Consider the following 12,812-nt stretch of genomic DNA (forward strand, 5'->3'; position numbering starts at 1 on the left):
GCGGCGGGCCTGTTTTTGACAAGGCAGCAGCAAAAGAGACTGTGTCTCCCCTTTTCGGGCAGACGCAGTCTCTTCTTAAAATAGCGAATAATCATCATAGCTTCTGAATCTTGAATACAAAGCGCCAGTGTGCCTGTTTTCCGGAATATCTTCCGCGGTTTTCGGTTACGGTGACATCCAAGGCTTTGTTAATGGAGGATTTAATGGAGGACACTTTGACTGTGGCTTTGGCTGTTCCGTCCTCGGGATATTTGTCCAGTTCCTGCGCCTCCGCGCGAAGCTCGATCGAGCCAGAAGAGCTTACGTCAACTGTTGCGGATGATCCTTCCTCAAGCTCCTTGCCGTTGACGTAACCGCCCCACCACCACTCATTGCCCACATGCTCATTGTGAACCAGCTCTGCGCTTACCAGGGTCACTTTGACCTTTACCGTCTTGCCTGCCGCAAAGAGCGGCTGGGCGGAGAGGATAAAAGCCAACGCCAGCAAAAGACCTGCTCTCATTGCCTGCTTAACCATAACGCATCTCCTTTGAACATCTATTTTCTTCCAATTATACACCTGATATGAACTAGGTATATAGAACTATGTGAAAATATGATGTACAAGCTGTATCCGCCTTTTTATATGAGGGAAGAGATCTGGTTAACCCGAGACAATAACCGGACCAGGTGCCTGGCGGTGTGACCAATAAAGGAGTAAAGGGATGACTATGGCAAGCTGTCAGTGTGAGAGTATGAGCGGTTTCCGGCTGTGACGGAGCATCACTGCTTATGGAAATCCCGGATGGGGAGAGGTATGGTGAGGGAATGGCGAAATGCCGGCTAATCCATATAAATCTCAACAATCGCCAAATTCCGTTCCCGGGAAAGATCAATGAAGCGCCCTTCGCTTTGTACCAGGGGCCGAAATACGTCGGTTGAATTATTCAGTATGATAACGCCCATATCTCCGGTGCTGAGCAGAACCCGCTTGCCAATAAAGTTCGGCATAAGATGCTGGATAAAAGCCTGCACCGACTTGCCGTTCAGCTTGCCGAAGCCGAGATTGTGCAGCTCCCGAAGAACGCTGAGCAGCTCCTGCTTCGACTGATACACGCGGGATGTCGTCATAGCGCTATATACGTCGGCAATCGCGGCAATCTGGGCGTACGGATGAATCTCGGCTTTCACCAGCTTGGCGGGATAACCCGAGCCGTCCTCGCGTTCATGATGCTGAAGGGCAACAAGCGCCGTGCTGTGGTCGCTCATGGAGTTGCGGATAATCTCGTAGCCATATGTAGTATGCCGCTGGACTTCCTGGAACTCCTCCGGAGTCAGCTTGCCGGGCTTCTTCAGAATGGATGCCGGGATGCGGCATTTGCCGATATCAAGCAGGTATCCTGCACGGGAAATATCGTAGCACTCCTTCTTGGAATAACCAAGCCAGGCGGCAATATAATAAGTTAGCATGCCGACCTGAAGCGAGTGATTGTAGGTGTAATCGTCATCACGGTCCAGCAGAAGGAGCAAAGTAACGACATCTTTACTCTGGTCGAGCGAACTCAGCAGGGGCTTCAGGATATCGTCAACCATGGACTGATTAAAGCTTCCTTTCGCCAGCGCCTCCATATAGAGCGATTCAAAGCCTTCTATCGTTTGGTCAAATTGCGTGGCCACCGTCTGAATGACAGACGGGTTCGAGGCGCTAAACTGTACGGGACCTTCAATATCAACATATTCCACGCCATGCTGAATAAGCCGGTTAATGTCATCTTCCTGAAGCTGCGATCCTTTGGACAATATATGAATGCCCCGATGGCTGAAGGTATCCTCCTTCAGATAATCACCGGGCTTTAAATCCGTGATGTGCACTTTCAAATTCAATGCCACCTCTACCTGTCTTTATTTGAAATATTAAGAATGCATAAGCAGCATGCTTGCACATAAACTTCTTTTTCTATAGAAAAGCGGACGATAGACGCCCCGGTGCAAATCAGTTGAAAGCCGAAGGCCAATTTTCAAGGTGGGCCTTATCCGCGCCTTTCCAGTGCTCAGCTGCGGCGCCTATGTCTTTTTTCCATATAGGCACCATACGTTTCAATTCTTCGATTGCGAAGCGGCTTGCTTCATAGCAGGCGTCGCGATGCGGGGAGGAAACGGCGATTACAACGCTGGCTTCCTTCAGCCCAACATATCCGATCCGATGAGAAATGGCGCACCGCGCTTGCCAGCGTTCCATAACCTCACGGCCGATTTCTTCAAACTTGGAGAGCGCCATCGGGGCATAAGCCTCGTAGTAGAGAGCCTCGGTCCGCTCGTCTCCGGTCATTTCCCGCGTTGTTCCGATGAAGACAAGAGAAGCGCCATGACCCTTGTCCAGCACCTTGTCCAGGATGTCGTCCGTACGGAGCGGCTGCTCCGTCACGGTATAGAGTCCATTCCGGGAGTTCCCCTCGTCCGGGGAAGGCTCCCCTCCGGAAACCGGAGGGATAAGCGCCACTTCGGAGGACGGGGAGATAACCGTGTCTTCCGGAGCGTATTCGCGATCGATGGCAATCATGGAGACGGCAATCTGACCGGCGGCTTCGGGGTAGGAAGCGGACAGCAGCTCCTTGAGCTTGCCGGCAGTCACCTGAGGCTCGGGTACGTGGAAATCCAGAGTCTGGGAACCGAGCGCTTCAGCCAGCCCCGCAAAAAGACGAATTGAAATTTGCATGTTAGGTTCACCTCTAAATGATCGTAGTGACTACAATATACCATATTGCGATTGAAAATGTTATGCTAGGCTCTAAAGACAAACTGCCTGCCTCCTTATGCGAGGCGGCTTCAATGCCGGAAGGAGCTTGGACGATGAGGCCTGAAACAGAGCGACTTACGATTCTTCATACCAATGATATTCACAGCCATTTCGACATGATGAGTCCGCTCGCAGCCGATATCGCCAGACAGAGAGCAGAAGCTCAAGGCGGCATCGTATTGCTCTTTGATATTGGCGACCATATGGATCGGGCAGCCGCGGCGACCGAAGGAACGATGGGACAGGCGAATATTGACATAATCAACCTTGCGGGCTATGACGCCATTACCATCGGGAACAATGAAGGTCTGACGTTCTCTCGGGAAATGCTGTCGACTGTCTTTGCGGGAACCCAGTGTCCGGTTGTGTGCTGCAACTTGGTTGAGACGGCAACGGGCCAGCCTCCGCGCTGGATGAAGCGCCATGCGATTCTGGAAAGAGAGGGCGTCAGGATCGGGGTCACAGGAGCGACCGTCCCCTTTGCTTCGTACTACTCGCTGCTCGGTTGGGATGCGCTGGAGCCGGAGGAATGTCTCAGGGAAGAGTGCCGGCTGCTCGCGCCGGAAGTGGATATTCTGATCATTCTTTCACATCTGGGTCTGCCGGCCGACCGGCGGCTGGCGGAGCGTCTGGACGGAGTTCACGCCATTCTGGGTGGACATACCCATCATGTGCTGGAACAGCCGCTGATCATCGGCGGCACGGCGGTGTGCGGCGCAGGGAAGTTTGGGCGCTACCTGGGGCGGCTGGTATTCGAACGCGGCGGAGAAGATGAGCCTTTCCATTATGTAGCGGGAGAGTGTCTCCCCGTCGATCCCTCGCTGTCCGAATCCACCGTCTCTGAGGCGGCCGCGATCCATTTGCAGCGCGGAAAGGAAGCGTTAAGCGAGACGGTTGCCATTACCGACCGGAGCCTCCCGCTTGACATCAGCGGAGAATCGCCCTTTGCGAATTTGCTGGCGCAAGCGGTGAGGCAGTTCACGGGTACTGCGTTCTCGCTGGTCAATGCCGGACAGCTGCTCGGGCCGCTCCCCATGGGAGAGATTACGGCGGGTATGCTGCATTCGCTTTGTCCTTCCCCGATCAATCCGTGCGTGATGCGTCTGTCCGGCAACGATATTCGCACCGCGCTGAAGCAGAGTCTGGCGGCCGAGTTCCGCGAGAAGGTCATCTACGGTTACGGCTTCCGGGGAGAGCGGCTCGGCGGTCTGGCGGTGGACGGAATAAAAATCCTGTACGATCCTCATGCGATGCCTTATGATGAAAATATTGCAGTTTTTGTCGACGGACAGCCGCTTGAGGACAACAGGGAGTATTCCATCGGAACGATCGACATGTTCACTTTTCGTACGGGCTATGAATCCATAGGCAATGGACAGGATGTTCTGTTCCTGCTGCCTCATTTCCTGCGGGACCTGCTGCGGATGGAACTGCAGCGCCCGGGAAGTCTGGACGAGTGCGCGCAGGCCCGCTGGGAACCGAGAACCTTCTAGCTGGCGGCCCGGCTTCTTTTTATGTACCCCAAATCGCAGAACTGTTTAGGAGGCCCATATGGACACGATTACAGCCATTATTCTAGCTATTGTTGAAGGAGTTACCGAATTTATCCCTGTTTCCTCTACCGGACACATGATTCTGACCTCCCGGCTGCTTGGATTCAGTGAGCAGGATGATTTGATGAAGACCTTCGAAATTGTCATTCAACTGGGCGCCATTCTCGCCATCGCGCTCGTCTACCGCCGCCGCATACTCGACCTGCTGGGGATCGGCCGCAAGAGCGCTGGAGGAGGCGTTATGCCCCGGTCGCGGCTCAACCTCATTCACGTGCTTCTGGGCATCGTTCCGGCGCTGGCGGTAGCTTTTTTCGCCCGTGATTTTATCAAGAGTCTATTTAGCGCCAGTACGGTGCTGTGGGCGCTTGTCGCCGGGGGGATTCTGATGATTGTCGCCGAATGGGTCAACAAGCGCAAAGTCCGGATTACGGCGGAAGAACTGGACGACATATCCTACGGCCAGGCGCTGGCGATCGGATTGTACCAGATTATTTCCGTACTGTGGCCTGGCTTCTCACGGTCCGGCTCAACCATCTCCGGCGGCATGCTGACCGGGGTCAGCTATAAGGCTTCCGCCGATTTCTCCTTCCTGATCGCCATCCCGATCATGTGCGTGGCTTCAGGGTATGAGCTGCTCGATTCGTACAAGGAGATTACCGGCGATACGATTGGCATCTTTGCTATCGGATTCCTCGTTTCGTTCGTTGTGGCTTACATCGTCGTTATTTTGTTCATGCGCCTGATTCAAAAAATCCGGCTTACCCATTTTGCCATTTACCGTTTTCTGCTGGCCGCCTGTTTCTGGTTGTTCGTTATGCGCTGATATTTGTTACCGCAGCGATGTTGCCATGGGATTGACTCGCTTGCTGTACGCAGTAGTAACGGTATAGATATATGTATGATCATGAAGTTGTAGCAAGGCACCTAATTACCGTTTAGGCAGGAGTGAGCCAAGTTGCGTTTGGTACCAATCAACCGGCTTCAAGAGGGGATGAGGCTGGGCAGAAAAATATATAATGATGAAGGGCTGGTGCTGCTCTCTGACGGTGTCGTGCTTAACGCTTCGCTGATTAGCCGCTTGTCCAGAATAGATATCGGGTATGTATACATTCATGACGAGTTGACGGAGGATGTGGAAATTCCCGATATCCTTCAGGGTGAGACCCGCAATCAGGCGCTGAAGACGATACGCACCCAGTTTCAGGAAATGTCGGGCGCTTCGGGCATCAGGAAAGGCTTCTATCATCTGGACAAGAAATTCTCCAAGGTTATGGATTCCATTCTGGACGATATGTCCGGGCAGGAAGATCCGATGATTATGCTGCATGACATGCATACTACCGATAATTATCTGTATTCTCATTCACTGAACGTATGCCTGTATACGCTGGTGCTTGGAATCGCTTATGGCTACAGCCGCAGCGACCTGAACATGCTTGGTCTGGGCGCTCTGCTCCATGATATCGGCAAGACGCAGATTCCGGTCAAAATCGTGCAAAAACCGGGCATGCTAAACGATGAGGAGTTCCGGCACATGCAGGCGCATACCGAGATCGGCTTCAAAATTCTGAAGGAAGAGCCGAACATTCCCTTGCTCGTCGCCCACTGCGCATTGCAGCATCATGAACGGATTAACGGGTCCGGCTATCCGCGCGGCCTTCTGGGTCCACAGATTCACGAATTCGCCAAGTGGATCGGCGTCGCGGATTCCTATGACGCGATGACTTCCAGCCGTGTCTATAAAAAGGCCATGCTGCCGCACCAGGCAGTGGAGGCGCTCTATGTCGGCTCAGGCACGCTGTACGAGCAGCAGCAGCTGGAGATTTTTCGTGACCGTGTGGCGATTTACCCTATTGGTCTGCATGTCAGACTCAGCAACGGAGAGACCGGCGTGGTCGTCAGAATCGATCCGAGCCTTCCCCACAGACCCGTGGTAAGGGTCATTGAAGGTCCGGAGAGAGAGAAGATCACTCCGTATGAACTTGATCTGCGCAAGACCCTGTCCGTGATCATTTCCAGCGTGATGGATTAGCGGCGGATGCCCGCAGCAGCAATCGCCGGGGGTCTAACGCGGAGCCGATCGCCATGCAGCGGGAACGGGAAGAAGGGGCCTCCAGCCTGGAGGATCCCTTGGCTCCCGTTCTTTCGCTGCATTCTGTTTTTTGCCGGCCTGGCCTCTTTGAAGGGTAAGAAGACCCGGAGGCGATGCGCTTTTATAAAAGTTCATGGTATGATAAGGGATAAGACGGAAGTTTTCCGTAATTTTTTTGGTTAATAAAGAGAATAAGCATTGCAATTGAAGGAGTTACTGCACATGAACAGGTTTCAACCGCCAGCCTCAATAACTAAGGAACTGTCACCCAGCTATGATCCGTGGGACCCGATCTCCTCGCTGCAAAGGTACGGCAAGCATGTGCTCACCAGTGTGGAAATGACGGTAACGAATCTGTGCAATATGCGCTGCGAGCACTGTGCCGTGGGCGATAGCCTGACGTCGCGGGAAGGAGAAATGCTGCCGCTTGAGAGCATGCTGAACCGGCTGGAGCAGGTCGAGCATCTGGAGACGATCAGCATTACCGGCGGAGAACCGATGTTTCGCGCGGACACTGTGGACAATATGATTGTTCCGCTGCTCAAATATGCGAAGGAGCGCGGGGTGCGCTCACAGATGAATTCGAATCTGACGATGCCGTATTCCCGGTATGAGAAGCTGCTTCCGTATCTCGACGTTATGCACATCTCGTTCAACTATGTGAACGGCGATGATTTTCATGAGGTGGGCTTTGCGGGCAGCGGTCATGCCGTAGCGAAAGAGACGGCTTATCGCCTGTATGACACCATGCTGGAGAATGCCCGGCGGCTTAGCGGGGAAGGCATGTTCATTTCGGCGGAATCGATGATCAACTACCGAACGCACGGCAAGCTGCCGGAAATTCACCGGCTGATCGGAGAAATGGGCTGCCGCAGGCATGAAGTCCATCCGATGTACGCCACCAATTTCGCGTCTTCGCTTCCGGTTCTGTCGCTGAAGGAGATGGCTGCCGCCATCCATTCCCTGCTGGACCGACGGGACCCCGGGATGTGGATGCTGTTTGGAACGCTGCCCTTTTTCGCCTGCAGCGTTCTTGAGGAAGACCGCGGGCTGCTGCGCCGTCTGAAGTCCGAGAAGAACGTAACGGTGCGTAATGATCCGGACGGCCGCAACCGCGTCAATGTCAACATGTTTACGGGTGATGTGTTCGTTACGGATTTTGCCGATATCCCCGCATTCGGGAACATCTACGCAAGCAAGCTGGACGATATTTTTGCCAAATGGCAAAATGAGCATCCGTTGAACCAGAAGGTGAACTGCCACTGCGCCGATGCCGGCTGCTGCGGCCCCAATCTGTTGGTGAAAGAAATGTATTACCCGGATATTGATTTTAAATCGAGGAAAGCGATCAATTTGTAGAAATGGGGCGTTGTTATCGTGCATACGGAATTTGAGGTAGGGAGTTTAGTGCTAAACCTTCTGCTTGTTCTGGTGCTCGTCTTTTTGAACGGTATCTTCGTGGCGGCGGAGTTCTCGCTTGTGAAGGTTCGCCAATCCCGCCTGACGCAGCTTCAGGCCGAAGGCAACAAGCTGGCGAACTATGCGCTTAAAGTCAACCACCGGCTTGACGCTTATCTGTCCGCCACCCAGCTCGGCATCACATTGGCCTCGCTTGGCCTTGGCTGGGTAGGAGAGCCGGCGATTTCGGAGCTGCTGGTTGAGCCCCTGATGTTCAAGCTGGGGGTCACGGACCATACCTTTATTTCAACCGTATCGGTCGTTGTCGGCTTCTGCATTATCACCTTCTTACATATTGTGCTTGGCGAGCTGGCGCCCAAATCTCTGGCGATCCAGAGAACGGAGGGCTCAGCGCTGCTGCTCTCGGCTCCGTTAATTTTCTTTTACAGGCTGTTCTTCCCGGTGATCTGGGTGCTGAACGCCTCGGCGAACTGGCTGCTGCGCCTGATCGGCGTAGAGCCCGCCAGCGAGGCGGAGGCCGCCCACTCGGAGGAGGAAATCCGCATCCTGATGAATCAGAGCGCGAAGAGCGGCGTGATCGACAAGGATGAAATGAAGCTGATGGACAATTTATTCGAGTTCTCCGACCGTCTGGCCCGCGAGGTAATGCTTCCCCGGACGGATATGGACTGCCTGTACACGAACCTGTCCGTGGAAGAGAATATGCGGATTGTCTCGGAGACCAAGCATTCCCGCTATCCCGTGGCATTGGAGGACAAGGACCGGATCATCGGCTTTGTGCATATTACCGATTTTCTGCTCGCCTCCCCGGAGCAGCAGGGCGATTTGGCGACGCTGGTCCGTCCGATCCTGAACGTGCCGGAGTCGATTGAGATCAGCCATGCGCTGCGGCTGATGCAGAAGCATCATTCCCAGATGACACTGGTTGTGGATGAATACGGAGGCACGGCCGGTCTGCTTACAGCGGAGGAAATCATCGAAGAGATCGTTGGCGACCTGCATGACGAATTCGAAGATGAGCGCCCCGATGTGGAGTATAGGGATAACGGCTATATCTCGGTTGACGGACGGATGCTGATCGAGGATGTCAATGACCTGACAGGCATCCAGATTGAGGACGAAGAGGTCGACTCCATCGGCGGCTGGCTGTTCAAGGAGCTTGAGGGCAACCCGGCCAAAGGAAAGCGCAGAGTCGTCGATCATGTCATATTTGAGGTGGAGGAATCCACCCGGCTCCGAATTACCCGGATCAATATTCACCGGGAGCCTGCGCCTCCTGAAGAGGAGCAGGCTGAAGCTCAGACGGAGAACCATTGAAGCGGTGAAGCTCGCCTTGCATGTCCGTCTCTGATCCCATAAGACTCGCCCCGCGCCACGAACGGCGCTTTCCCTGGGGCGGGTCTTTTTTTGCTGAACAACGTCTTATTGGCGGGCGGCCTTCATAGATTAGTTACGAAGATATTCCGTGTGGCTTTGCTCTGCGAAGCCAAGAAGGAAGCAAAGGAGGAATAACCGTTGAGCACTCAACCGTTGACTTCTCAAGCGTTGAATCCCCAGGGAATAAATCCCCAGCTCCCGAATTCTGAGGAGCGCTTTTATGCGCCGTTCAGAGGACCGTTCGATCCCTGCCCGCCGATTCTCTGCAAAACCTATGTTGTGCCGCCCCAGCTGTTTCTGGGATTCCAGCCCCCCAATCTGCCGCAGTTCAGTCTTCCGGAGGCGCTGAGATTCGGAACGCTGTGGCCGGCGCTGTTTAGCCCGTATTCACCTCAAAACAGGGGAGGGAATTAAGAGATGGATACAACTTCTTGCGACCCCCGTTACTATGAATTGCTGGAGCAGCTGCAGACGCTTGATTTTGCGCTGGTGGAGCTGAATCTGTATCTCGATACCCATCCGGCCGACCTGAGAAGCATCCAGCAGTTTAACCAGCTTACCCAGGAGCGGACCCGGCTGGCCAAACAGTTTCAGGAGCTGTACGGTCCGCTGCAGAACTTTGGGCGCGCCTATTCGAAATGTCCCTGGGAATGGAGTCAGAGCCCCTGGCCCTGGCAAGTCTAGGCAGGCATACAAACGAAAAGGAGGTTATGCAAGTGTGGATATATGAAAAAAAGCTGCAGTATCCGGTAAGGGTCGGCAAGTGCGACGTCCGTATGGCGAAGTACCTGATCGAGCAGTACGGGGGCGCGGATGGGGAGCTGGCCGCCGCTCTTCGCTATATGAATCAAAGATATTCGATCCCGGATAAAATTATCGGACTGCTGACTGACATTTCAACGGAAGAGCTGGCCCATTTGGAAATGATTGCAACGATGGTCTACAAGCTGACCAAAGATGCGACCGTGGAGCAGTTGAAGGAGGCCGGACTCGGCGCCCATTATGCCAACCATGACTCGGCTCTTTATTACGAGAATGCAGGAGGGGTGCCGTGGACCGCCGCCTATATTCAGGCCAAAGGAGACCCGATTGCCGATCTGTACGAAGACATTGCCGCAGAGGAAAAGGCCCGGGCTACATACCAGTGGCTGATCAACATGACCGATGATGTGGATCTGATGGATAGTCTCAAGTTCCTCAGGGAGCGGGAGGTCGTGCATTCGCAGCGGTTCAGGGAAGCCGTGGAGATTCTCAAGGAGGACCGGGAGTACAAAAGGGTGTTCTGAATCAATGAGTTCCATTCTCCACGCTGGTGTGGGGCGTGGGACTTTTTTTGACCCTTTCTTCCAGCACTTTAATAGAATGGTTGGTTATAGTAGAATGGGATAGGTGCTGGGATTGACCCGCATGAAAGCGACAATAGAGAGGGGATTCATTTGCGAAAATGTTCAGCAATCATCATCGTGATTATGTTGGTTCTATACGCGCAGGAAGGAACTGGAGCAGCGGCGTCCGCTCCAAATCAGGCGTCAGCCTCGGATCGTGTCAGCCTGGTATTCGCCGGAGACATTCTGCTTGACGGCTATGTCGGTGATCAGATTGCAAAGTACGGGGTGAACTACCCCTTCCTGAAAGTGGCGCCCGTATTGAAGACAGCGGATGTGGCTTTCGCCAATCTGGAGACGCCCGTTTCAACAAGAGGCCAGGCGGCGGACAAAACATTCGCGTTCCGGTCGAGGCCGGGCACGCTCGCCGGGCTAAATTATGCCGGAATTGACGGAGTGACCGTGGCGAACAACCATATTCTGGATTACGGACAGACCGCGATGCTGGACACGTTGTCCTTTCTGGACAAGTACGGGATTGGACGGACGGGAGCGGGCAAGGATATGGACGAGGCGTTCAAGCCTTACACCAGGTATGTAAAAGGCAAGAAGATCGCCGTGCTGGGCGTAAGCCGTGTGCTGTCCGATCCTTCATGGTATGCGGGCAGGAACAAGCCGGGAGCGGCCTCGGCTTACAGCACGGAACCGCTGCTTGGCAAGATCAGGCAAGCGGCCAAAGCCAGTGATTTCACGGTCGTGTACATTCACTGGAATCAGGAATTCAAGGATTACCCGCTGCAAGCATCCCGTCAGCTGGCCAGGCAGATGATCGACAGCGGGGCGGATCTCATTATCGGCTCGCACAGCCACTGCCTGATGGGGGTTGAATACTACAAGCACAAGCCGGTCTACTATTCGCTTGGGAATTTTGTGTTCAACCGCTCCTCGCGGGGCGGAGAGAAGACGCTGGATTCGATGCTGGCCAACTTTCAAATTTCCGGCGACAAGCTGTCCGCCAGCATAACGCCGGTTAAAATCATGCGCGGCCAGCCGGTATTTATGGATGCGAATTATAACAAGAAGATTATTCAGACGCTGAACAAGCTGTCATACAACGCTTTTGTCGATTCAAAGGGCAATGTGTCCGAGAAAAATACAAGCGTAAAGTAACGTCAGGAGCGGCGGCCTAGTGGCCGCTGCTTTTTTTTGATGAGAAAAAATGATTAATAAGACATGTCACATGTCATATCAAAAGTAGATATCCGCTTTAAGACGGGTGCGCTGGAAGATTTACTTGACTATCCAAAAGGCGATATCAAAATCATTTTGAAAGCTATTATTAAAAGGTTTAAGACCAACTCTAACCCGCATGAAATCAATCCGGATTGGCAACTTCACGGTGATCTGGCAGGGGCTATAAAGCTTCGTTTGCTTGACGAGGGTATCCGAGTAATTTATCGTGTAGCGGAGGAGCAGCCCCAACTTACAATTATCGACATTTACGCCGTTGGGCCGAGGAAAGACGAGCTTGCCTATAAGGTCGCCAAGAAGCGAAAAGATTGGAAATAAAAAAGAGAGTCCCAGAGTCCCATAAATAAAGGGCTCTTTTTTTATGTATTCGCTGTTAAAAAGCACTGATTTTAGATTAAATTATTAGTAATAGGTCGGAAATTTGTCGAATTCGGCAACACTTTTATATGTTTTTTGTCGATATGTATCAAAAGATGTAGAAAATTGATTTGACAGATAGGAGGAAGCCCCTTACAATTCAAAATAGAGTGTAACCACTTCTAACTCTTAATGGGACTTAAGCGTTTCCATATGTAAATGATTATAAAAAGTGTTATTTCGAGGGGGATACTTTGGATGAAGGCAACAGGAATTGTAAGAAAAGTGGATGAGCTGGGACGTATCGTCATTCCGATTGAGCTTCGCCGCACGATGGGGATTGACATCAAGGACCCGCTTGAAATTTTTGTCGACGGCGAGAAGATCATTCTCAGAAAATATGAACCTACCTGCATTTTCTCCGGAAGCTCGGAGAACCTGATTAACTTCAAGGGCAAAATGGTCAGCCGGGACATTCTTGACGAGCTGATTGATAGCTTTGAGCATCAGGCATAGTGAGAGGAAGCGGGAAGATTGACCGCCTCGGCGCGCCGGGGAACAATCTTTCATGAGAGATGAGAGGCTGCCCTTGTACCGGGGTGGCCGCATGGAATTGCAAAACGGCAGGATGGCAAGCTCCGTGAAGGAGCAGGCCGCCTGCC

At 53.0% G+C, this 12,812-nt stretch carries 14 protein-coding genes; 11 read left to right on the top strand and 3 right to left on the bottom strand.

Translation table 11 applies throughout. From position 1 onward, the window contains the following. Positions 1–94: 94 nt before the first annotated feature. From L692_RS0116620 to L692_RS0116630, 3 genes are all read right to left on the bottom strand, one after another. Complete coding sequence (locus L692_RS0116620; RefSeq protein WP_025701245.1) at positions 95–517, bottom strand: hypothetical protein; 423 nt, start codon at positions 515–517, stop codon at positions 95–97. Positions 518–822: 305 nt separating this feature from the next. Then, positions 823–1,857, bottom strand: coding sequence for an HD-GYP domain-containing protein (locus L692_RS0116625; protein WP_025701246.1), 1,035 nt, complete (start codon positions 1,855–1,857; stop codon positions 823–825). Between the two features lie 115 nt (positions 1,858–1,972). Next, positions 1,973–2,695, bottom strand: a complete 723-nt coding sequence (locus L692_RS0116630) for a molybdenum cofactor biosynthesis protein (protein WP_025701247.1) — start codon at positions 2,693–2,695, stop codon at positions 1,973–1,975. Between the two features lie 134 nt (positions 2,696–2,829). Between L692_RS0116630 and L692_RS0116635 the strand changes: the two genes are divergently transcribed. The 11 genes from L692_RS0116635 to L692_RS0116685 all read left to right on the top strand — a co-directional run bounded on the left by L692_RS0116635 (position 2,830) and on the right by L692_RS0116685 (position 12,666). Beyond that, positions 2,830–4,269: a bifunctional metallophosphatase/5'-nucleotidase gene (locus L692_RS0116635; protein WP_025701248.1), complete on the top strand. Its 1,440-nt coding sequence runs from the start codon at positions 2,830–2,832 to the stop codon at positions 4,267–4,269. 58 nt (positions 4,270–4,327) lie between these two features. After that, positions 4,328–5,152 (top strand): undecaprenyl-diphosphate phosphatase, encoded by an 825-nt coding sequence (locus L692_RS0116640; RefSeq protein WP_025701249.1) that lies wholly within the window; start codon positions 4,328–4,330, stop codon positions 5,150–5,152. 132 nt (positions 5,153–5,284) lie between these two features. Beyond that, positions 5,285–6,361, top strand: a complete 1,077-nt coding sequence (locus tag L692_RS0116645; protein WP_025701250.1) for an HD-GYP domain-containing protein — start codon at positions 5,285–5,287, stop codon at positions 6,359–6,361. Between the two features lie 282 nt (positions 6,362–6,643). Further along, entirely contained in the window at positions 6,644–7,780 is a 1,137-nt protein-coding gene (yfkAB, locus tag L692_RS0116650; RefSeq protein WP_025701251.1) for a radical SAM/CxCxxxxC motif protein YfkAB, read from the top strand. Positions 7,781–7,798: 18 nt separating this feature from the next. Further along, entirely contained in the window at positions 7,799–9,157 is a 1,359-nt protein-coding gene (locus L692_RS0116655; protein WP_025701252.1) for a hemolysin family protein, read from the top strand. Between the two features lie 243 nt (positions 9,158–9,400). Beyond that, positions 9,401–9,631 carry a spore coat associated protein CotJA gene (locus tag L692_RS0116660; protein WP_036724117.1) on the top strand — a complete coding sequence of 77 codons (231 nt, stop codon included), beginning with the start codon at positions 9,401–9,403 and terminating at the stop codon, positions 9,629–9,631. Positions 9,632–9,634: 3 nt separating this feature from the next. Beyond that, positions 9,635–9,901 carry a spore coat protein CotJB gene (locus L692_RS0116665; RefSeq protein ID WP_025701254.1) on the top strand — a complete coding sequence of 89 codons (267 nt, stop codon included), beginning with the start codon at positions 9,635–9,637 and terminating at the stop codon, positions 9,899–9,901. Positions 9,902–9,933: 32 nt separating this feature from the next. After that, entirely contained in the window at positions 9,934–10,503 is a 570-nt protein-coding gene (locus tag L692_RS0116670) for a manganese catalase family protein (protein WP_025701255.1), read from the top strand. A gap of 150 nt (positions 10,504–10,653) precedes the next feature. Then, positions 10,654–11,712: a CapA family protein gene (locus L692_RS0116675; RefSeq protein WP_025701256.1), complete on the top strand. Its 1,059-nt coding sequence runs from the start codon at positions 10,654–10,656 to the stop codon at positions 11,710–11,712. Between the two features lie 63 nt (positions 11,713–11,775). Continuing rightward, positions 11,776–12,111: a hypothetical protein gene (locus L692_RS0116680; protein ID WP_025701257.1), complete on the top strand. Its 336-nt coding sequence runs from the start codon at positions 11,776–11,778 to the stop codon at positions 12,109–12,111. 297 nt (positions 12,112–12,408) lie between these two features. Further along, positions 12,409–12,666: an AbrB/MazE/SpoVT family DNA-binding domain-containing protein gene (locus L692_RS0116685; protein ID WP_025701258.1), complete on the top strand. Its 258-nt coding sequence runs from the start codon at positions 12,409–12,411 to the stop codon at positions 12,664–12,666. The last annotated feature ends 146 nt before the right edge of the window (positions 12,667–12,812 follow it).

The sequence above is a fragment of the Paenibacillus forsythiae T98 genome, assembly GCF_000520735.1.
In the GTDB taxonomy this organism is placed as follows: Bacteria; Bacillota; Bacilli; order Paenibacillales; family Paenibacillaceae; genus Paenibacillus_AQ; species Paenibacillus_AQ forsythiae.